This is a genomic window from Idiomarina sp. UBA3176 (genome assembly GCF_002364295.1).
In the GTDB taxonomy this organism is placed as follows: Bacteria; Pseudomonadota; Gammaproteobacteria; order Enterobacterales; family Alteromonadaceae; genus Idiomarina; species Idiomarina loihiensis.
Genome location: NZ_DEXU01000014.1, coordinates 89,660 through 109,149, shown reverse-complemented (window position 1 = coordinate 109,149; position 19,490 = coordinate 89,660). Strand labels below are relative to the sequence as shown.

20 protein-coding genes and 1 pseudogene are annotated in these 19,490 nt (G+C 44.9%); 14 read left to right on the top strand and 7 right to left on the bottom strand.

All coding sequences use genetic code 11. From position 1 onward, the window contains the following. From B2U97_RS05365 to B2U97_RS05350, 4 genes are read left to right on the top strand one after another with little or no spacing between them, the layout of a single operon-like run. The gene (locus B2U97_RS05365) at window positions 1–861 is read left to right on the top strand and encodes a DUF692 domain-containing protein (RefSeq protein WP_286823378.1); all 861 of its coding nucleotides are present in this window, start codon (window positions 1–3) and stop codon (window positions 859–861) included. Then, window positions 851–1,543, top strand: a complete 693-nt coding sequence (locus B2U97_RS05360) for a DNA-binding domain-containing protein (protein WP_286823377.1) — start codon at window positions 851–853, stop codon at window positions 1,541–1,543. The genes B2U97_RS05365 and B2U97_RS05360 overlap by 11 nt, the downstream gene beginning before the upstream one ends. Then, entirely contained in the window at window positions 1,530–2,048 is a 519-nt protein-coding gene (locus B2U97_RS05355) for a DoxX family protein (protein WP_286823376.1), read from the top strand. Before B2U97_RS05360 ends, B2U97_RS05355 begins: the two co-directional genes overlap by 14 nt. Beyond that, window positions 2,045–3,667, top strand: coding sequence for a methyl-accepting chemotaxis protein (locus tag B2U97_RS05350; protein WP_286823375.1), 1,623 nt, complete (start codon window positions 2,045–2,047; stop codon window positions 3,665–3,667). The genes B2U97_RS05355 and B2U97_RS05350 overlap by 4 nt, the downstream gene beginning before the upstream one ends. On the opposite strand, the gene B2U97_RS05345 is transcribed toward B2U97_RS05350, so the two are convergent. Then, the gene (locus B2U97_RS05345) at window positions 3,664–4,581 is read right to left on the bottom strand and encodes an AraC family transcriptional regulator (RefSeq protein WP_286823374.1); all 918 of its coding nucleotides are present in this window, start codon (window positions 4,579–4,581) and stop codon (window positions 3,664–3,666) included. The genes B2U97_RS05350 and B2U97_RS05345 overlap by 4 nt on opposite strands. 76 nt (window positions 4,582–4,657) lie before the next feature. Between B2U97_RS05345 and B2U97_RS05340 the strand changes: the two genes are divergently transcribed. Then, the gene (locus tag B2U97_RS05340) at window positions 4,658–5,101 is read left to right on the top strand and encodes a hypothetical protein (protein ID WP_286823373.1); all 444 of its coding nucleotides are present in this window, start codon (window positions 4,658–4,660) and stop codon (window positions 5,099–5,101) included. Window positions 5,102–5,361: 260 nt separating this feature from the next. After that, window positions 5,362–5,577, top strand: a complete 216-nt coding sequence (locus B2U97_RS05335; RefSeq protein WP_349676385.1) for a DUF6363 domain-containing protein — start codon at window positions 5,362–5,364, stop codon at window positions 5,575–5,577. On the opposite strand, the gene B2U97_RS05330 is transcribed toward B2U97_RS05335, so the two are convergent. From B2U97_RS05330 to B2U97_RS05310, 5 genes and pseudogenes are all read right to left on the bottom strand, one after another. Further along, window positions 5,538–5,744, bottom strand: a complete 207-nt coding sequence (locus tag B2U97_RS05330; protein ID WP_286823372.1) for a TraR/DksA family transcriptional regulator — start codon at window positions 5,742–5,744, stop codon at window positions 5,538–5,540. The two genes, B2U97_RS05335 and B2U97_RS05330, sit on opposite strands and share 40 nt — an antisense overlap. Window positions 5,745–6,859: 1,115 nt before the next feature. Continuing rightward, window positions 6,860–7,138: a hypothetical protein gene (locus tag B2U97_RS05325; RefSeq protein WP_011233312.1), complete on the bottom strand. Its 279-nt coding sequence runs from the start codon at window positions 7,136–7,138 to the stop codon at window positions 6,860–6,862. 158 nt (window positions 7,139–7,296) lie between these two features. After that, window positions 7,297–7,722: a bifunctional diaminohydroxyphosphoribosylaminopyrimidine deaminase/5-amino-6-(5-phosphoribosylamino)uracil reductase RibD gene (locus B2U97_RS05320; RefSeq protein WP_011233313.1), complete on the bottom strand. Its 426-nt coding sequence runs from the start codon at window positions 7,720–7,722 to the stop codon at window positions 7,297–7,299. Window positions 7,723–7,903: 181 nt separating this feature from the next. After that, a pseudogene (locus tag B2U97_RS05315) lies at window positions 7,904–8,924 on the bottom strand (IS3 family transposase); the annotation flags it as partial. A 19-nt stretch (window positions 8,925–8,943) separates the two neighbouring features. Then, window positions 8,944–9,792, bottom strand: a complete 849-nt coding sequence (locus B2U97_RS05310) for a DMT family transporter (RefSeq protein ID WP_011233316.1) — start codon at window positions 9,790–9,792, stop codon at window positions 8,944–8,946. A gap of 102 nt (window positions 9,793–9,894) precedes the next feature. Here B2U97_RS05310 and B2U97_RS05305 point away from each other — a divergent pair, with 102 nt between their 5' ends. The 3 genes from B2U97_RS05305 to B2U97_RS05295 all read left to right on the top strand — a co-directional run bounded on the left by B2U97_RS05305 (window position 9,895) and on the right by B2U97_RS05295 (window position 12,996). Continuing rightward, window positions 9,895–10,791: a LysR substrate-binding domain-containing protein gene (locus B2U97_RS05305; protein ID WP_011233317.1), complete on the top strand. Its 897-nt coding sequence runs from the start codon at window positions 9,895–9,897 to the stop codon at window positions 10,789–10,791. 818 nt (window positions 10,792–11,609) lie between these two features. Next, window positions 11,610–12,152 carry an RNA polymerase sigma factor gene (locus B2U97_RS05300; protein ID WP_011233318.1) on the top strand — a complete coding sequence of 181 codons (543 nt, stop codon included), beginning with the start codon at window positions 11,610–11,612 and terminating at the stop codon, window positions 12,150–12,152. Then, window positions 12,142–12,996: a LolA family protein gene (locus B2U97_RS05295; protein ID WP_011233319.1), complete on the top strand. Its 855-nt coding sequence runs from the start codon at window positions 12,142–12,144 to the stop codon at window positions 12,994–12,996. The genes B2U97_RS05300 and B2U97_RS05295 overlap by 11 nt, the downstream gene beginning before the upstream one ends. Before the next feature lie 193 nt (window positions 12,997–13,189). Here B2U97_RS05295 and B2U97_RS05290 read toward each other — a convergent pair whose 3' ends face one another. After that, window positions 13,190–13,600, bottom strand: coding sequence for a helix-turn-helix domain-containing protein (locus tag B2U97_RS05290; protein WP_034819211.1), 411 nt, complete (start codon window positions 13,598–13,600; stop codon window positions 13,190–13,192). Window positions 13,601–13,817: 217 nt separating this feature from the next. Here B2U97_RS05290 and B2U97_RS05285 point away from each other — a divergent pair, with 217 nt between their 5' ends. The 5 genes from B2U97_RS05285 (at window position 13,818) to B2U97_RS05265 (ending at window position 19,475) form a co-directional block, all read left to right on the top strand. Continuing rightward, window positions 13,818–14,591 (top strand): type IV toxin-antitoxin system AbiEi family antitoxin domain-containing protein, encoded by a 774-nt coding sequence (locus tag B2U97_RS05285; RefSeq protein ID WP_034819209.1) that lies wholly within the window; start codon window positions 13,818–13,820, stop codon window positions 14,589–14,591. Between the two features lie 6 nt (window positions 14,592–14,597). Beyond that, window positions 14,598–15,542, top strand: coding sequence for a nucleotidyl transferase AbiEii/AbiGii toxin family protein (locus tag B2U97_RS05280; RefSeq protein ID WP_034819207.1), 945 nt, complete (start codon window positions 14,598–14,600; stop codon window positions 15,540–15,542). Between the two features lie 96 nt (window positions 15,543–15,638). Then, the gene (locus tag B2U97_RS05275) at window positions 15,639–15,989 is read left to right on the top strand and encodes a helix-turn-helix domain-containing protein (RefSeq protein ID WP_034819205.1); all 351 of its coding nucleotides are present in this window, start codon (window positions 15,639–15,641) and stop codon (window positions 15,987–15,989) included. Between the two features lie 14 nt (window positions 15,990–16,003). After that, window positions 16,004–17,299, top strand: coding sequence for a type II toxin-antitoxin system HipA family toxin (locus tag B2U97_RS05270; RefSeq protein WP_110012918.1), 1,296 nt, complete (start codon window positions 16,004–16,006; stop codon window positions 17,297–17,299). Between the two features lie 307 nt (window positions 17,300–17,606). After that, on the top strand, window positions 17,607–19,475 hold the full coding sequence (locus B2U97_RS05265; protein ID WP_110012919.1) for a CocE/NonD family hydrolase: 1,869 nt from the start codon (window positions 17,607–17,609) through the stop codon (window positions 19,473–19,475). The last annotated feature ends 15 nt before the right edge of the window (window positions 19,476–19,490 follow it).

Genomic DNA, 19,490 nt, shown 5'->3' with positions numbered 1-19,490 from the left:
ATGTCTTTGCAAAACTCAAATCCAGTCCATCCCCCCGTTGAAGGGGTTGGACTGAGCTTTAAGCCTGATTTTTTTGAGGCAATTAATGATCTGAGCAGGCCCGATATTTGGTTTGAAGTGCACACTGAGAATTATTGTGCTGTCGGTGGTCCGAGAAAGCAGTTGCTAACCCAGCTGGCTGAGCGTTTTCCAGTTAGCTTCCACGGTGTGGGTGGGTCACTGGGGAGTCAATCCCATGATCTTACTCATCATTTAACCTTGGTGAGCAACTTAGTAAAACAGGTCAATCCCGCCTTAGTATCTGAGCACGTGGCCTGGTCAGTGCGTGAGCAAGAGTATTTTGCCGACCTATTGCCCATTAGACGAACAGAGGCTGCGATAACGACATTGGTCGATAACATTGACCGCTATCAAAGCGCAATCGGGCGACCTATTTTGATTGAGAACCCGACTCACTATGTTGATTTATCGCATGATGTCGCTGAACCCGATTTTTTAGAAGAAGTAGCAAAGCGCAGCGGCTGTGGCTTATTGCTTGATATTACTAACCTTTATCTCAGTGAAGTCAATTGCGGGGTTAGTGCGTCTCAGTTTATTGATCAAATTCCTGCTCATTTGGTGGGTGAAATCCATGTCGCCGGCTTTGATCGTGATCCAGGTCTTCAGGGCAGGTTGATTGATAGCCATAGCCAGCCCGTCCCTTTATGTGTGCAAGAGTTGCTTGGTGCGGCTTATAAAAAATGGGGAAGTAAGCCTACATTACTTGAGCGCGACGCCAATCTCCCAGTGTTTTCTGACTTATTGCGTGAATCTGAGCAGCTGAAACGTATCATGCAGGAGCATAATCAGAATGTCGCTTGAGTCGCAAATTATTCATGACTGCCGCTGCAGCAATTCGATAAGCCCATTTGCGATTTATGCAAATAATCGTATGGTCGGGCTACGCAGTGCACTCGAGCAAAACTTCCCCTCGTTAGTCAAATACAGTGGCACTGAGAATATTCGCCCATTACTGCGTGAGTTCTGCCAATGTCATCCACCAACATCTCCGTATCTTGTTTTTTACGGGGAGGCGCTAGCTAGATTTTTACGCGAAAGAAAATTATTGGTCGAGGCTGATTTAGCGGCTCTTGATCGTGCTTGGCTGTCGACGTTGATGGCGCCCGATAATCATAGTGTAAGCGCCGATGAACTGACTGGCTCCGAGGAGCTTGCGAAGCTGAGATTACATCCTGGGCTTCATGTCTGTGCCGTGCGCCAAGAGCACTTATCGCTCTGGAACTCGTTGAATCAACGTAGCATTGACGTTACTAATGGAGATGGGCAATCACAAATTGATTTACTGTTTTATCGAGATGTCGGCATGCGTGTTCGAAATATGCCACTAACCGATCCAGAGTCGCTTTTTATTGAGTGTCTATTACATAGGTTAACAATAGAGACGGCGGCTGAGCGCATTGCAAACGAATACCCTGATTTCTCGATAAGCAATTGGTTTGCGCGCCTTATTGTGATTGGAGCATTAAGCCATGACGGTCCTTAATACTTTTCACCACCTATTTAAGGATACTTTGCTGTTCGCTTGTCGTCTTTTGCTAGGTCACGTATTTTTAAGATCGGGTCTATCGAAATGGGACGGGTGGTTTGACTTTGATGAGTCGAAACTGACACTTTTTAAATACGAATTTTTTTGTCCGGATCCGCCGCGTGAAAATGCTCTCCAGCTGTGTGATGTTAATTCATTGAGTTATTCCGCCGATAGTATGGGTCTGTGGGTGGCTGAAACAATGGCTTACTTAGCGGGAGTGACTGAAGTGCTGTTACCCATTTTACTCATTATGGGCTTGTTAAGCCGCTCTGCGGCCGCTGGCCTATTGGGAATGACGCTATTTATTCAACTGGCTGTTTACCCCAGCTGGGAACATTTTATCAACCCTGCGGCGTGGTGGATGCTGGCTGCCGGAACTGTAATAGCTTTTGGCCCCGGTCGTTTTAGTTGCGATTATTTCTTCCGTCGATTATGGCTTAGTAAAAAAGGTACTTTATGAAGTTAGTTCATAAAATCGCGTTAGCGTTTGCTGCGGTGGCGCTGGTATTCATTATTTTTATCACGTTGATGGTTTTTACATTGGATGTGAACCAACAAAGTATCAAAAAAATTGAGCAGTATAATGGGCAGTTAGAGCAGGCGGGGGTAGCGCAACGCGCTTTGTTGGCTATGGAAAATGGTCAACGAGGATTTGTTATCACCGGTTACGAAGACTTCATGGATCCTTATAAGAAGTCTCTCACTTTGTTTAACGACAGCCTTGCCAAGTTGCGTAACTCAGAAAGAAGTGAAGCTGGACAAACAGCACTACAGGATATTCGAGACATATTCGACGGCTGGCATGACATTGCGTTACTTCCCACCATCGACATGGCGAAAAAAGGTAATCTGGAGCAGGCTCGGCGTTATATAGGGCAGGCACGGGGTGAAATGCTGCTGCAGGATTTGAGAGCGTTATTTTCCGACTACCGTGAATTAAAAAAACAAGCGATACGAAAACAGCAATCAAAGGCCGAGTTTTATGACTCGCTTAGCGTTTGGGTGATGTTCGGTGGTGCTGGATTGTTACTCGCGGTGATTATCATAGCAGCGCTTTCTATCCGGAGACAGTTAGTAACACGACTGAAACACGTCACTGATGTAGCTGAGGCAATTGGCGAAGGAAACTTATCGGTATCCGTTGCGATTGATAATAACGACGAAGTGAATACGGTCATGCTGGCGCTAGACACCATGAGGCAGCAGTTACAGGTTATTCTAGGCGACGTGAGACGTGCCAGTGACGAAATACACCAAGTGGGTACCAATCTGGTTGCAACGTCTGGTGATTTGAGTCAGACCGTAGTTAGGGAGCGCGCTACCAGCGACGAGGTTTTACAAGCGATACAGGCATTAAACGATCATATTGACCATGTTGTTACGCAGTCCTCACAAGCTGGCGAGGTAGCTTCGAGTGCCGGTAAGCGTGTTCACGAGAGTGCGGCGACCGTCGAGAACGCAGTTGGAACGATGCAGTCGATTGCAACATCGGTCAATGACGCTTCAAGTGACGTGCATAGCCTAGGAGAGCAGTCGCAACAAATTACTGAAATTATAGATACTATAAAGATTATCGCTGATCAAACCAATTTGTTGGCACTCAATGCCGCGATTGAGGCTGCTCGGGCCGGAGAGCATGGACGAGGGTTTGCTGTGGTTGCTGACGAAGTTCGGGCACTGGCGACCCGCACAAGCAAGTCGACAGGCGAGATAGAGACTATGATTGAGCAAATACAACGGGTCGCTGAACGCTCGGTCGAGCAAATGAACTCAGGCGTTGAACGCGTAAACCAGGGTGTTGAGGAAGGTCAGGCTGCTAAAGAAGCAATGCACACGATTCAGACCAACTTTGACGACGTGGTATCGCTCGTGAAAGACATTTCTGTCGCGCTCGATGAGCAAAAACAAACGAGTGAACGACTCGCTGGAAGTAGCGATCAGTTTCAACGTAGCGTGGATGACACGGCGAGCGCAAGCCAAACAACCAGTGCGGCCGCGGAGCAACTTGAACGCTTATCAGCGCAGCTACAGCAATCTTTGTCGAAATTCCAAATTAGCCCAACAACAAACGAGGGTTAATGAGACGTGCGATACTCGCTTGCTGATAATCCTGCGTAGCGTTTGAAAAACCGGCTGAAAGCAGTCGCTGATTGGTAACCTAACTGCTCTGCGATCAAATCAAGCGGGAGCTCTGTGCTGCTCAATAACATCCGGGCACGCTGCAAACGCAATTGGTCGACGAGCTTTTTAGGTGATAGGCCCGTTTGTTTGTGGCATCTATCAGCGAGTGCGCTCGGCGATAAGAAAACTTTTTTGGCCATTTCTTCAACTGACCAGTCGCCGGCGGGCTCGTCAATAATGGCAAGCACCAGGTTTTTCAAATACTTGTCCTGCAGTGCGGCAAGTGGACCGGTGAGTTCTTGGTGGCCCTCAATTACCGCTCTTAATAGATGAATCGCCAATACGTCACTGAGTCGTTGAATAATTGCCTGACTTCCTGGTTCGCCGTGTTTAGTCTCTGCTCGGATCATACTGATGAGAGACTGCATTTCACTGGCCTGACATCTTTGACTTAAAATCACCCATGGGGGTAATAGCCGAAAAACCGTATCCGTTATTTGAGAAGGGCTATTAATATCGTAGCAGACGATGCCATTTTGTTGATGCTCTGGCTCACAAAAAGAGGGTATTTCGCTTTCTGTAATGTTCTTTGGAATGGGAGTGTAGCTGAGGAAATGTGACACCCCTTGATTAACAAAAATGACATCGCCGGCATGTAGTTCGGTGATTTCAGTTTCTTTTGAAGGAAAGCCGAACCAACAGTCTCCTTCGGTGATTAGGTGCAAAGCTGATTTTTGTGGCATTTCCGCCATCAGTGTCCAGTCTCCGCAAAGCCCTGACTGAAAGTGAAATTCGGTTCCCTGAGCAACCTGATTAAGCAGCGCATCGACCGCATCTGTTGTTTTAGTTATTTGTTCAGGTGTTTCGGTCATGTTGTTTTCTTGGGTGGGGTGAAACAATGTCAATAGTAAATCACTCTGTAGACTCAAGGTAAAGAGGCATTAGCCGTTGACTCTCAAAACAGTTACGCTTGCACGCCCACATCCTGCCATTGTCGGTGAAATGGTGCCTTTCTTGGAAGAGCTCGGCATGCTGGTAGAGCAAGTGACTCAGATAAGTCAGTTAAAACATCAAATAACGGCAACAACGGATGCTGTTGTTATTTCGCTCGCGGTGACATCAACGATACGTGCCTCGGTTGAGCGTGTGCTGGCTGAGGTCATGCAGTTAAATCCTCATGTGGTTTTGATCTTTTCGAGTGAGCTACCGCTGTCAAAAAAACAAAAAAACCTTTGTTACCTGCTTTCAAAATACTTTTCAAAACCTTGTATCGCGAGTTATGACAATCAATGCTTAGAAGTTCGCAATGGTCGTTGTTTATATATTTGTGCTAACGACTTAACTGATGCGTCTCGTCGTAGCCAACTCACCCAGTTAATTCGTAACTGGTGACGCACTTACGAATCATCGTTAAATGCACAGCTAACCCAGCTGGTATAACCGCATTGTGATTGTGTTGAGACAGAGGTGTATAAACAAATAATATATTACAGTGGGTGACAGAGGTTAGTTGAGGTCAAATTTTACTTTTATTGTCACTTTCTGGATTATTCGCGCCGAACTCTCATTAAGGTAAGTTTTACTTAAAAAAAATGTCAATTTTAACGGTTTTCTTTTTTAATTTGACGCCACCCTAGAGCGCCTTACTAACCATAAACGCTCAATATAACGAGGCGCTTCGGTTTATTAAACAACCGCCAGCTGACTGTAAAGTCAATGTGATTGCGCCACCGGTTAACTTTAAAGTCGGTCGTTTTACGCGTAACCCAGTTCGTTTAGAACAAGGTTACGAATCCGGGGTTATGTCAGGAGAGTATTTCATTACGAACTACTCGTTAGACTCCATACAGTCAATACAGCGTGTCTGAGTCGGGTCAAACTCTAGACGTTTTATACCGATGTCGTCACCACATATAAAACATTCGCCGAACTCGCCAGACTCAATTCGGCGCAACGTGCCTTCAATTTTTTGCAGGTGAACTTTGCGGCGTCGCGCCCGCTCCTGATACATCTGTTGCTGTTGCATCGCGTCCATAATTCACTCTACTTTAAGTTTGCTCTCGCTCTGGCTTTTTCTCATGCATATGCTAATCGTAAAACGACTTTGCTGTAATTTAAAATACATCATACGAGCTAACTTTATTAATTTAACCGGATAGTTGCGATTTATTCTCGTAACCTGGATGCTCCGCTTGAGTCCCGAAACCCATGTTTAAGCCCAGACATCATTTTCAACGTAACGTTTTTTTGCGCCATCGTATCGTGCTGAAGATACTCTGAGAGAGAGTTATCTCGTTCGCGAGCAGCGTACGGTAAGCTGTCGTCGATGTCGTATTCTTCGATGCTCAGTAGCGTTTAAAAACGTTAAAACGACGATGAGTAAGTGGGCTTTCATCATGACATAACTTGTTATCTTATGAATTCAGTTAATGGCGGGCAGACAATAAAAGTTCCCACACGAGGAGCCGGGAGGGGGCCATGCGGTCTGAGGGTAAGTCAGTTTTTGTCTTTTGGTTGCCTTTGAAAAGTATTATAGCACATCGAATCAGGGGGGCTGAACGGTGATTTTTGGAGTTTAAACAGGTTTGAATGAGTTTCGGAGCCCGTGCTATTGGTAATTTTTCTGGCTAAAGGTCCATTTTGGCATAGTAAAATGTGGCAAGTTTTGCAGCGTTTTGAATTGTTATGTGCGGTAATTGGCTTGCTATCTGGCTAAATGGCCTCGTTAAAATCGGCCTGCAGGCCTCGTCATACCTAATAACACCGATTTTTGGGGTTTACTCCAATTTAATCCAGTTTCGTGGTCGTAGACTCCGGAGGCGGAGGTCACAGGTTCGACTCCTGTCGGGCGCGCCATTTCCCTAGCCTGCAGAGATTTTCCTCCTTTCGTATCTACTCTAAATTCTTTTCTTTGCTGATTTTTCGGCGTGACCGTTAGCTATTGTGGCTGATTTGGCGCTGGATCAGGGCTGTGTCCATTCTGTGTCCAGATTGTGGCCGCGGTTGCGGGTGACAAATTAGCGGATGTAAATTTTGACCTTTGCCTAATCTAATAATAAAACGAACTCCTCCAGAGAAAAAGTAATCGGCTCACTACATGCTTTATTTAGCAGGTGGAGCTGTGTAGTAATTTCCGTTATCGCTCCAGAACTATAACCAGCCTGAGTCGTTCATAACGAAATATTCGCCAAACGTGTTTTCTTCAACATTCTCAATTTTTGTTCCGTGTTTTATATCGCTTAATGTTACTTCATGCTTGCTAATTTCACCTGGCCCGAATACTTGGGCAATATAATGCTTTCCGTTTTCGCTATACAAATACATCGTTGTCTCCAAACCGTTTTTGGCATCCCACTTCCCTATTATTTCACCTACTATTCCGGGATCTACTGATTCAAGAGCGTCCTTTTCTGCAGTAGTTTTGCCCATAATATTTACATTCAATATTGGAGCGTAGTCGGTTCTTGCCCAGTAAACAGAAGTGCTCAACCTTTAATCGAGTTTAAGGGGCTGGAAAGACTGAAAATTCGTGTAGTTATAACCTAATCCTTGTTAAACCATAGCTTTCTGGTTTTTAGCGAAACTATTTATGATTTTGCTAAATAGGGGGAAAGGAATTGTGCTACCAGTTCAGCACACAGGCCGACCTCAACTTTTACGCCTCCCGCCGTTAGTATCTCTGCGCCTTTACCATTGTTTCTGATGTCTGGGTCGAGCATTGCGATAATCACATGCTTGATGCCCGAAGCGAGAAGTGTGCTTGCGCAAGCAGCAGTCCGGCCGACAAAAGAACAAGGCTCTAAAGTGACGTATGCAGTAACGCCGCTTAGGTCTCCTGAATGAGCATTTAAAGCCTCTACTTCTGCATGACTTCCACCAATGGCCTGCGTAAAGCCTTTGGATATTACTTCGCCATCTTTAACCAGCACACATCCGACAGGAGGATTCGGTTCACAGTGGGGAAGTGCTTGTTTGGAAATATTCAAAGCTTCCAGCATGAATTTTTCAGACATTTGAAACCTTCACCCCCGGTTTAGCTGGTTTACTTTAGTATGCCGTCATCAACAGCCTGCTCAAGTTTACTTCTGATGACAGACCAAAGCGCTTTGATGTCGCTCTCAATTCGTTGGTTTACGGAAAGCCCCTTACCTTTAGTAATTCCATGCGCCTTCCAGTTGGGGTTCTACTTCGTTATCACGGACGGTTTAAAATCGCGCTAAACTGCTGATCTTGTTTTGCCAGTCTACGACGCATTCTTGGATTATGAAACCGCTCAATATAATCAAAAATATCTGAACGAGCTTTATCCCTTGTTCGATAATGGCGATAATTCACTCTTTCACGCTTCAGTATCCCAAAAAATCCTTCACAGCCGGCGTTGTCGCTGCAGTTACCGACTGCGCTCATGCTGCTGATCAGGTTATTAAATTTGAGAGCACGCTGATAATCACCGCTGGTAAATTGAGAACCGCTATCCGAATGTAAAATCACAGGCTGATTGCCTGTTCGTTGCCAGACGGCCATTTCCACTGCGCGAACAACCATGTAACGATCCTGCCGATGATGCATAGACCAGCCCACTATCAGTTTGCTGTACAAGTCGAGCACAACGCACAGAAACGGTTTACCTTCGGTGGTTTTGACTTCGCCATTTAGTTTCAGGCTCTGTTGCTGTGAAGTCACGTGCCAGGTGATCTTTAAGGCCAGCGGGTCTGGCGGCCGGTCGCTTTCGGCCTCGTCCTTTCTTATGAGTCCAGCCCTGAAAGCCATTAACGGCCATTAAGCGGGCCACACGATTCAGACTCACTCGTTCACCTTCAATAGACAGATCTTCATGCATACGTGGTGCGCCAATTACACCACCACTGTCCTCGTGGATCTCCTTAATGCGCGTCAGTATCCGCTGATTTTCGACGTCCCGGGCACTGGGAGGCTGTGCTGCCCAGGCGTAATATCCGTTGGGTGACACTTGCAGACATCGACACATTAAGCGTATCGGAAACTTATCTCGGCAACGCTCTATCGCCTGATATCTCAGAACGAGTCTTTTGCGAAGAACGTTGCCGCTTCTTGCAAAAATCCCGTTCCTTTTTAAGCCGGGAATTCTCGCGTTTAAGCCGCGCCATTTCTTCGTCACGGGGGTTACTTGATCCCTTGAAAGCTTTTTAGAGGATGGTTCGGCTTCACGCCGCCACCGGCTGAGCAAAGAGTAATTTAAGGCCAGACTTCCGACTTTAAGCCGATCTATTAGAGTTCCGCAGAGTTAAAACGGTGAGTGGTGCAATGATAAGGACTGAACCTATATAAAACCTTGCGTCAGGGGTTTCGGTAAAAAACACAATCCCCAGTATTACCGCCCCAATAAGGCCTGTATACTCGGCGCTGGTGACTTTGTTGCTTTCTGCGGCTCGATAAGCAAAAACGCAGGTACCGGCATAAATCATCGCAAACAAACTGGAGCCCACTGAAATTAAAAAAGTACTGACATCAAAACTGGCACCTTCAAACCATGCCATTGCAGAAGCTAAAGGAATACCCAATAGGTTAGTTAAGTAAAGCGTGTCCAGAATACTGTGTTCAGCCGGAAGCTTTTTTACTAGCAGATTATTGAGCGCCAGGGTTGTAGCAACCACCAGGGCCGCCAACGCAAAAATGTTTGTAGAGGAGGGGTTCACAATTACCAATACGCCAACCATGCCTAAGACTGCAGTAATCAAAGATAAGCGTGTGACACGCTCTTTAAAAAACATGCGGGCTAATACAACCGTGATAATAGGCGCCGCATAAAATATGGCATTCGCAGTCGCTAGCGGTAAAGTGGTTAATGATATCACCATAAACACCGTACCGAGTAAAAAAATATGAGCGCGAGTGGCATGCCAACGTATATTCTTAGGCAATAATGGGCGCTTAAAAAGCAACATAAACGGTAAAAGCATCAGCGTGGCACTTATTTGACGGTATAAAACAAATTGAAAAGGTGCCTCAAAACCATCCAGTAGCTTAATCAAAGAATCTGAGAGAATAACGATGTTATTTCCTAAGACCAACATAATAATAGCCATGAGCAATGAGCGATCCACCTTTGTTCTCCTCTTTAAACTGTTAGCGATGAGGGCATTTTACGTGGCTCTTTTTATTAAATATAATGATATTAACTAATTTTCACATGAGGTTTTTAGATAATGAGCCTTCCGCTTCGCTCCATCCATTATTTTGTTGAAGTTGCGCGTTGCGAGAGCTTTTCCCTGGCAGCAGAGCGCTTACATGTGTCACAAAGTGCCGTGAGTCATCAGGTGGCACTACTTGAAGGATATTTGGGTGATGATCTCTTTGTTCGGCGGGGCCGCAAAATTTTGTTAACAGCAGTCGGCGAGAACTATTTTAATGAAGTTGCTGGAGCAATTAACGCGATTGAAGGGGCGACTGCAAACGTCAGGCAATATGATACCCGGCAGGTAAAGCTGGCGGTGCATGGTTCGTTAGCGGTAAAGTGGCTGATACCGGCCCTCGATGAGTTCCGACAACGCTATCCTAATGTGGAATTGACGCTGCAAATGCTGACTCAGGATGGTAATTTTGATACCCAGTGGGCTGACTGCTTTATTACAACACAGCCGCCAGGCATGGGTTATCAGCGCTACCATTTGTATGATGAAACGTTAAAGCCCTATTGTTCAAAAGCATTATGGGCTGAGGCTCATCGGCTCGAAAGTGCGGGTGACCTCATTCAATATCCATTACTGTCAGCGATAAGCGCATTTGCCAGCGGCGAACCGGGAACCGACTGGCAGCGTTGGTTTAAAAAAGCCAACCTTCGGTTACCTGTGAGCGCTAGGGTTCACCACTTTAGTCATTTATTACTTGCTGCCGAGGCGGCTAAATACGGACAGGGAATTGCGCTGTTAAATGAGTTTATGACAACCGAGCAAGAGCGTGAAGAAAGTTTGTTTGAATTGCCGTTTCACAGTATTCAAACCGATGACAGTTTCTATTTTGTTTACCCTTCCAGTACCGCTAAAAGTCCCGGGCTTGAGTCCCTGGGCGATTGGTTGGTCGCTTTATGCCGTACACGGCATTAGTCTTGATACTTAACTTGTCAGCCTTAGCAATACTGGCCTCGAGTTCTCTCCATGTAGCGATGTGTCTCGAGCCTAATGGCAATGAGGAACCCAGAATTTATCTTGTAAAAACTGAGTGGGTAGAATCCAGGCGCTGCTAAGAAGCGCCCGGTAGATTTAAATTCCCAAAGTTACAGCATAAGTTAACATCAGTACCGAGAGTCCAATGAAGATAATACACAGAGGCAGAAACTGCATAGGGAGGTTTAGCTCCCTTTCAAGAGCACTTGCTCCTACCAAATTATAGGCGTTTTAGTTAATATTTAAACCACGGTGATTGCTAATCGACGCATAATTTAGGGTAGTGGTTATCTGGCTAACTATCCTTTTTTCCATACCCTTTTGTGGCAAGTTTTGCAGGGGTTGGAGATAAAACGCTAAAACATCTGGCTAAATGGCCTCGTTAAAATATTCCTGAGATCCCTATAGAACGTGGCCTGCACGGTTAGTAACTTCTCTCACCATTTAACGTCAGCCAGTCGCTATTTACTCCGGAGGCGGAGGTCACAGGTTCGACTCCTGTCGGGCGCGCCATCTTTTGAAGTTCTCGCATTGATAGTAACTATTAACTCAATTTCTCTTGTGTCCATTCTGTGTCCCAAATTATCTCCGACTACACGCTTACGATAACTTTGTTATTTTAGTAGGGCGTTTTACCCTTCATTGCTTTCCTAACTGTCAACAAAGCACAATTAACATATGCTGCTCTGAAAGAATTAAAAAAACGGTAATATTTTCGACAACTGGATCGTCTTTAAGTCGAGATGTGTTTTTGGAGAATGACATTGCAGCAACACAAAGCGAAAATATCTGACTTGGCACTGCAACACGGGAGGCTAGTCTTTCACTGCGCATATCGACTGTTAAGCGATACACACCTTGCAGAGGATGTGACTCAAGACGTATTTATTAAACTGTTTAAAAAATCTCTTAAAAGCATGAACGAGGTGAAAAACTGGCCTGCTTATTTAAAGTCTATGGCAGTTACCACAGCGATTGATTATCTACGTCGTAATAAAAGATTAGCGGAAGACGACTTGGAAAGCGTGCCTGAAAATGAAAGTGATACATCAAGGCACCCTTTGAACCAAGTTTTACGAGACCGTGATTTGATACTGTTCAAACAAGCCCTTTTGCAATTGACAGAGCAAGACGCTCACATATATTGCCTGCGTCATGTCGAAGGATACTCTTACCAAGAAATCGCCGAATTAATGCATGTCTCTAGCAATTCAGTCGGCGTATCCCTGCATCGCTCACAGCTAAAACTCTCCAGTATCGTAGGTAAATCAGAATATTTAGGAGCTCGTCATGAACACTAATCACGATTCTATTCAGACTATGCTTAATAAAGTTAAGGGACAAAAGCCTTCGGAACATGACGATATAGCAATGCAGTCCCGACTTCACGCTGCCATTGATGCACAAGACAACCCTGTAGATGAAGAAGAACCCGGCAACGGTATGATTCGTCTTTGGAGTTGGTTAAAAACCGCCTCACAACCAAAGCGATTTGGCTTTGCTGGAACGGCTGCCGCTTTGGTGCTAACCGCTGTGTTGATTATCACCACGTCGGTGAGCAAACCTGCATTTGCATCGGTGGTCAAGAAGTTAAGCGAAATCACCAGTATGGTGTACACAGGACAAATGCAGTCGGATGACCAAGTTATTATGACAGTAGAGGTTTTTTACCAATCGCCCAGTAAAATTAGGGTGGTCAACACACCGCTTCCAGACATTGAAGGTGCACCTTCAGTAGTGAACGTGATGGATACTAAACTTGGTAAGGGGTTAATACTCTTCCCTGAACGCAAAGTTGCCATGCCTATTAATTTTACGCCTGGTCAAAACGCGAAAGAGGCGCTGGAAAATGAGTTACTTGATTGGCACACGAAAATTTTAAATTACGACGGTGAAGTGAAGAGTGAACCAGGTGTAGTTATCGATGGAATAGAAACGACTGTCTTTACAGTGGAGCCTGAAAACATGAGATTGACTTTATGGGTCGATCCTAAGACTGAATTACCTATTCGTATAAGAGTAGAGACAATGGATGGACCGTATTTTGTTTTTGAGGCAGATGTGGCATTTAATGAAGCGATAGACCCTGAAATGTTCGACTTAGCGCCATCTGGCTATGAAATTATGGGAGCGGATTCGGAGTAAGCCAGGCTGTTGCCGAGCTCGGGCACTTGCGAATCGGCCGTGGCGCTACGGGGTTATAAACCATCAGTAATGCCCGAGTCGGCAACGGCAGAACGAGTATCCCAACTAAAATCCAGAAGGATACTTGCCAGAACATGTTTAACTCCCTTTACGTATAACGGTTCTTTTTCAACAGGTCTTTGCCTATTATTCTTTACCAAACTTTCCGGCTATCTGCTCTGTTTACCAATTTACTTATTAAGTAAGCAGCTAAGAAAAAAGCAGGCGTCGCAAAAATGTCTGGATGCATAATCCAGGTTGCCAGTCCCAGTAACACGCTTAAGTACTCGACCCAAACGAGTTTATTTCTTCTATTGACGCCAAACAAACTTAATTTGAACCAGACCGGTTGTTGCTTCCAGTATTTAGATTCTTTATCAATCACAGTAATTTCCTCCGTTAGCTTCGACACATCAACTTCGAATACAGAGGCCAGTGATTTAAGAGATTCCATACTTGCTTTATTGCCGCTTTCTATACGTTGAATTGTTCTTACACTCAAGCCTGACATTATCGCTAATTGTTCTTGAGACCAATTTTTACGTTCTCTCAATTTTTTAATCATTCAAATTCTCCTGGTATCTGTATTCAGGCTCAATGATGAAGCAACAACGTCGGTGTCGGTCACGAAATATACACGACAGACGGGCGACACTAACTGTAGTGGTCAAGAGAAGCTAACCACAGGTTTACGATTTTCCTGTGCCTTCAGTTTGACTAATTCATTATACACGTCAATAATTAACGTGTATAAAGTATATTGCAAACCAAAAGAGCATCACATGTTAAATCATGAAGCGGGCAAAACGCTAAAGCAAAAACTTCCTCTCGGTATGATAGCAACAAAGCGTTGGCTACAAGAGCAGGGCTTGAGTTTGCACTATATCGACAACTCCGTCCGACGAGGAGCTTTAATCGTTGCTACGCCCGGGGTCTATTATCGCGAAGAAGCTTACCCAACCTGGCAAGGTGTTGTGGCTTCATTGCAGCGAATAGCTACGTTCGCAGTCAATGTGGGGGGCCTGACAGCTCTAGAGTTAAATGGTGTAAGCCATTACGTAAATCAAAGTGGAAAACCTACGATTGGTCTATATTGTCCTGAGAAGCTGCCTGTATGGGTTGATAAAATTGGTGTGGAAGCTACTTTCGAATGGCATGGAACGAAGCGATTGTGGCCAGAATCACTCATGCGCGACCAGCGCGTTCTCCGTCCTTATGAATGGTCAAAAGGTTTGCCGGAAATAACGTATTCTTGTGTTGAAAAAGCTTATCTGGAAGTGCTCAACGAGGTACCTAAACATATCAGTTTTGAGCATGCTGATGCGCTGCTTCAGGGGTTGCATAACTTATCACCCCGGAAGTTAGATACGCTGCTAAAAAACTGCCTTAATGTCAAAGTAAAACGGCTATTCTTTTGGCTAGCGGAGCGCAATCAACAGCCCTGGTTTAAACGTTTAGTGTCAACAGACTACGATCTAGGCTCAGGTAAAAGAGCTATCGCGGTAAATGGTCGCCTGGAAAGCAAATGGCAGATCACGGTACCCAAGGAGATGTAAATTATCATGGATAGAAATAGCATTTATTATCGGCAGGTTCAGTTGCTTATGCAGGTGTTACCATTTGTTGCGGCTCATGACTGCTTTGCGCTCAAAGGCGGCACAGCGATTAACCTATTTGTCAGAGACTTTCCGCGACTGTCGGTTGATATTGATCTCGTTTTTCTACCTATGATGGATCGAGATGAAGCACTTAATACGATCACTAGTCACCTGGAGAAAATAGGTAAAAAGCTCACAGCCGAAATTCAGAATGTGACTGTCATACGCCCATTTGAAGTCAAAAAAGACGCGCTCCGTTTATTGGTGGAGCGTGAGGTTCGCGGTACAAAGGTTCAGATAAAGATAGAACTGTCACCCGTACTTCGAGGAACTGTCTACAAACCGACAACCTTGAGTGTTACTGAAGCGGTGGAAAATGAATTTGGCTTCGCAGAAATTTCCGTGGTTAATTTCGCCGATCTCTATGCTGGTAAGATTTGCGCCGCGCTCGACCGGCAGCACCCCAGAGATTTGTTTGACGTAAAACTACTTCTGGATAACGAAGGCTTCACTGATGATATTCGTAAAGCGTTACTTGTTTATATTGTCAGCCACCCCCGTCCTATTTCGGAGTTATTACGACCTCATTTCAAAGATATTTCCGAACTTTATGAGGGGGAGTTTAAATCGATGGCGGACATCGATGTCCCATTCGCGGAGCTTGTGGCTGCGCGTGGGAAAATTGTAAAACTCATGCATGCGGCATTTACTGACGAGGAGAGGTCGTTTCTTTTGACGTTTAAATCACGCAAACCGGATTGGTCATTACTCGGACTTGATGGTGTTGATCGGCTACCGGCGGTTAGGTGGAAGCTGAAAAATCTTGGAGAAATGAGTGAGGAAAGACATCGGAGAGCTTATAACAGACTTGTGGATGCACTCAATTCAGTGGGTTTAGTTACGAGATAATCCATATATGCATTATTTGACTATATTCCATATATAAACTAAATTTTTATATTCTCTATTTAGTATAAATGCCTATATTCTATATAAGGAATTAAAATGCGAATCACCACTCCCGGTTCCTTGGGTAAATATATAGCACAACGGCGACAGGAAGCTGGTTATAGCCAAATGGAATTAGGCAAACGGATTGGTAAAGATCAGCGTTTTATATCCCGTGTTGAGACCAAAACATCATCCATTACTTTCGCTAACTTAATGAAAGTAATGGCTGCTTTGAACATTCGGTTCGATATTTCTAATTCCGCAGATGACGGTTATGAAGTCTTAAATAGGGTCAGGAAAGCGTCTGTGGATGAAAATCTCCCGCAAACCAAGCATCGGCCTCTTGATGCGCTTAAGAGCAATCGTAGGCCTATTGTGATTCGAAAATCACCACCTAAAAAGTAAAAGGAAGATTCGTCATGCCAAGGCGCAAGGCTACACGAGAATTACATTGCGGGATTAATGGAATAAAAGTAGGAACCGTAAGGCGGAAAAGTGGCACCTTCGAGTTTATTTATGATGATGAATGGTTGGGAGCAGAATATGCGCATTCGATAAGCTTGTCACTGCCAATGACATCTAAACGACATACAGGCGAGCGCGTTCGTTATTTTTTTGATAATTTGTTGCCAGATAATGAAGAAGTTCGTCAGCAAATTGTTGATAGAATCGGCGCTTACTCAACAGACACTATGGATTTGCTATCAGCTATCGGGCGTGACTGTGTGGGAGCGTTATCTCTTTCCTTAACGGAAATACCTCCAGAACCATCTATGCAGATGAACCCGGTCGATGAGAATGAAATCAATGAGATTTTAAATCATGCGGTTACCGGGCATACCCTCGGAATGGGGGATGACGATACTTTTCGTATTTCTATTGCAGGAGCTCAGGAAAAAACAGCATTAACCTATCACCGTGGTCAGTGGCATCAACCGATAGGTAACACTCCTACAACCCATATTTTTAAAATGGCTATGGGAGAGTTACCTAGTGGCATAAATATGGAGCAAAGTGTCGACAATGAATGGTTTTGTTTACGCTTTATGCATCATTTAGGGTTTGATGTAGCGCACGCTGAGATAGAAGTTTTTGGTGAGCAAAAGGTACTTGTTGTCGAACGTTTTGATAGACATACGGATGAAGATGGTCAAATTTTAAGGATAAGCCAGGAAGATATGTGCCAGGCTCTGGGCAGAGCCGGGCAATCGAAGTATGAAGATAAAGGAGGCCCGGGCGCTTTTGAAATATCGGATCTGCTCGCAACAAGTCAGCAAGGTTTAAAAGATCAGCAAGTGTTTTTTTTGAGTCAATACGTATTCTGGTTACTGTGTGCTATTGATGGTCATGCAAAGAATTTCAGTGTTTATTTGGACGCTTCGGGTTATTGGTTAACGCCAATCTATGATGTCCTTTCAGCGTATCCAACCCTGGGTAAAATACAGCCGAAAAAAGCTAAAATGGCAATGAGGGTAAAAAGTAAAAACTCCCATTATCATTGGCATAAAATATTACCTCGGCATTGGCCTAATCATGCCAAATTTTCTGGCCTTTCCCCCGATATTGCTCAAGAATTAATTGGTGCGATAAATGAGGAGTTGCAGGGTGCTCTTGATAAAACCTGGGCTGATGCTCCCGACCACTTTCATCGGGAAACAGGTGAACAAATAACCAAAGGCGTTCTGGATCTAGCAAGGAAAAAACTGCTGATATGAACGATCTAAAAAGTTATTTGGAAGTGTTCCTTCATTAACCCAGAAGGATACTTGCCAATCATGGTGGCGTGTCCCGTGGCGCTCAAAGCTGGCTCCCCAATACAAGATGGCTGTAGCAGTCGATATTAACGCGAAGACAGAGAATTTTTGGGACTTCGGCGGCCTTCCCACAACTAAAACTTTGAACAAACACAAAACTTGCTACTGAGTGGTTTTGGATTTATAACAAAGAAAGGTCGAAAACGGCTATCCGCGGCATCCATTCGAGGTGGTAAACGAGTTAGTTCAATAATAAAAGGGACAGAACATGAAGGTTGTTATACGCAGCTTTTTGCTGGCTATATGTTTGCTGACGGTGAACTCCGCATTCAGTAAACAAAGTGTAGCGGATGAAAGGGAAGCCTATATCCGGGCTAACTACACCAAATATGAATATCAAATCCCGATGCGCGATGGCGTAAAGTTATTCACGTCGGTTTACGTACCCAATGATACCAGCAAATCTTACCCTATTATGATGCAGCGAACGCCTTATCGCGTTGCACCGTACGGGGTAGACGAGTATAAAAAACGTTTGGGGCCGAGCGAAGCATTTGAAAAAGACGGTTTTATTTTTGTCTTCCAGGACGTGCGCGGCAAGTTCATGTCGGAGGGGGATTTCGTCAACATGCGCCCGCAGGATGCCTACACTCGCGGAAAGAACGCAACGGATGATGCCACAGATACGTACGACACGATTGATTGGCTCGTAAGCAATATCGAAGGTAACAACGGGAAAGTCGGTATGTGGGGAACCTCTTACCCCGGTTACTACACGTCGGTGGCATCAATTAACAGTCACCCTGCGCTTAAGGCTATTTCACCTCAGGCTCCCATTGCTGATTGGTTCTTTGATGACTTTCATAGAAATGGTGCTTTCGTCACGCCCATGGCTTTCATATTTTTTGATACCTTCGATAAGCAGCGCGATGGCACCTTCGCTTACTGGCCTGAAGGTATGAAAACTGAAACGCCAGACGGCTATCAGTTTTTCAAAAATCTTGGGCCACTTTCCAATGTAAACGATAAGTACTTTAACGGCGAACGCCCATTTTGGAATGAGATTATTCAGCACCCCAATTACGACGATTATTGGAAGTCGCGAAATGTTTTACAGCACTTATCAAACACTAAGCCTGCCACGCTAGTTGTTGGCGGTTGGTATGATACAGAAGACCTTTACGGACCGCTTTATACCTATCAAACCATGTCAGACAACAATAAGAAGGATCATGTTCAATTGGTCATGGGGCCCTGGTATCACGGTCAATGGCAAAGCGAGCAGGGCGGTACTGAACTTGGAGAGGCTCATTTTGGTTTTGATACCAGTGCTTGGTTTCAAAGAGATGTGTTGCTGCCATTTTTTAAAGAGCACCTAAAAGGTGCTGATGAAGCCAATCTGACTAGGGCAACCATGTTCGAAACCGGCAGTAATCGCTGGCGTCATTTTGAAGCTTGGCCGCCTAAGGATACATCTAGAGAAACCCTGTATTTAGCGGATGACGAAAAAATCGTTGAGCAGGAAAACAATACGGGTAGCAGCGAGTACCTAAGTGACCCTAACAAGCCGGTTCCTCATTCTGCCGAAATCAGTCGCGGCTGGGATAGACCATACATGGTAGAAGATCAGCGTTTTACAGCGAGAAGACCTGACGTTCTGGTATTTGAGACCGATACGCTGGAATCGGACTTAACAATTGCCGGGGCCATCGACCTTAACCTATGGTTCGCTACCAATAAATCAGCGGCGGATATTGTGGTGAAGCTTGTCGATGTCTTTCCTTCCATTGATGAGAATACCAATAAGGCTGACATGGAGCGCGGGAACCGCCATGAGCTTGTGCGTTGGGGAGTGTTACGCGGGCGTTTTCGTGACAGTATGAGTGAGGCTAAAGCATTTGTCTCAAATCAACCAACTGAAATTGGGTTTGAGTTGTACGATGTTTTACATACGTTCAAACGCGGGCATAAGCTGCAGATTCAAATACAAAGCAGCATGTTTCCGTTTCTGGATATTAACCCCCAGAATTACGTTGAAAACATTTTTAATGCAAAAGAGAGCGACTTTACAAAGGCAACTCATAAAATTTATCACAACTCTGAGTATCCGAGTTCGATAAGCTTTAACGTGCTGTAATCGACTCCGACCAGA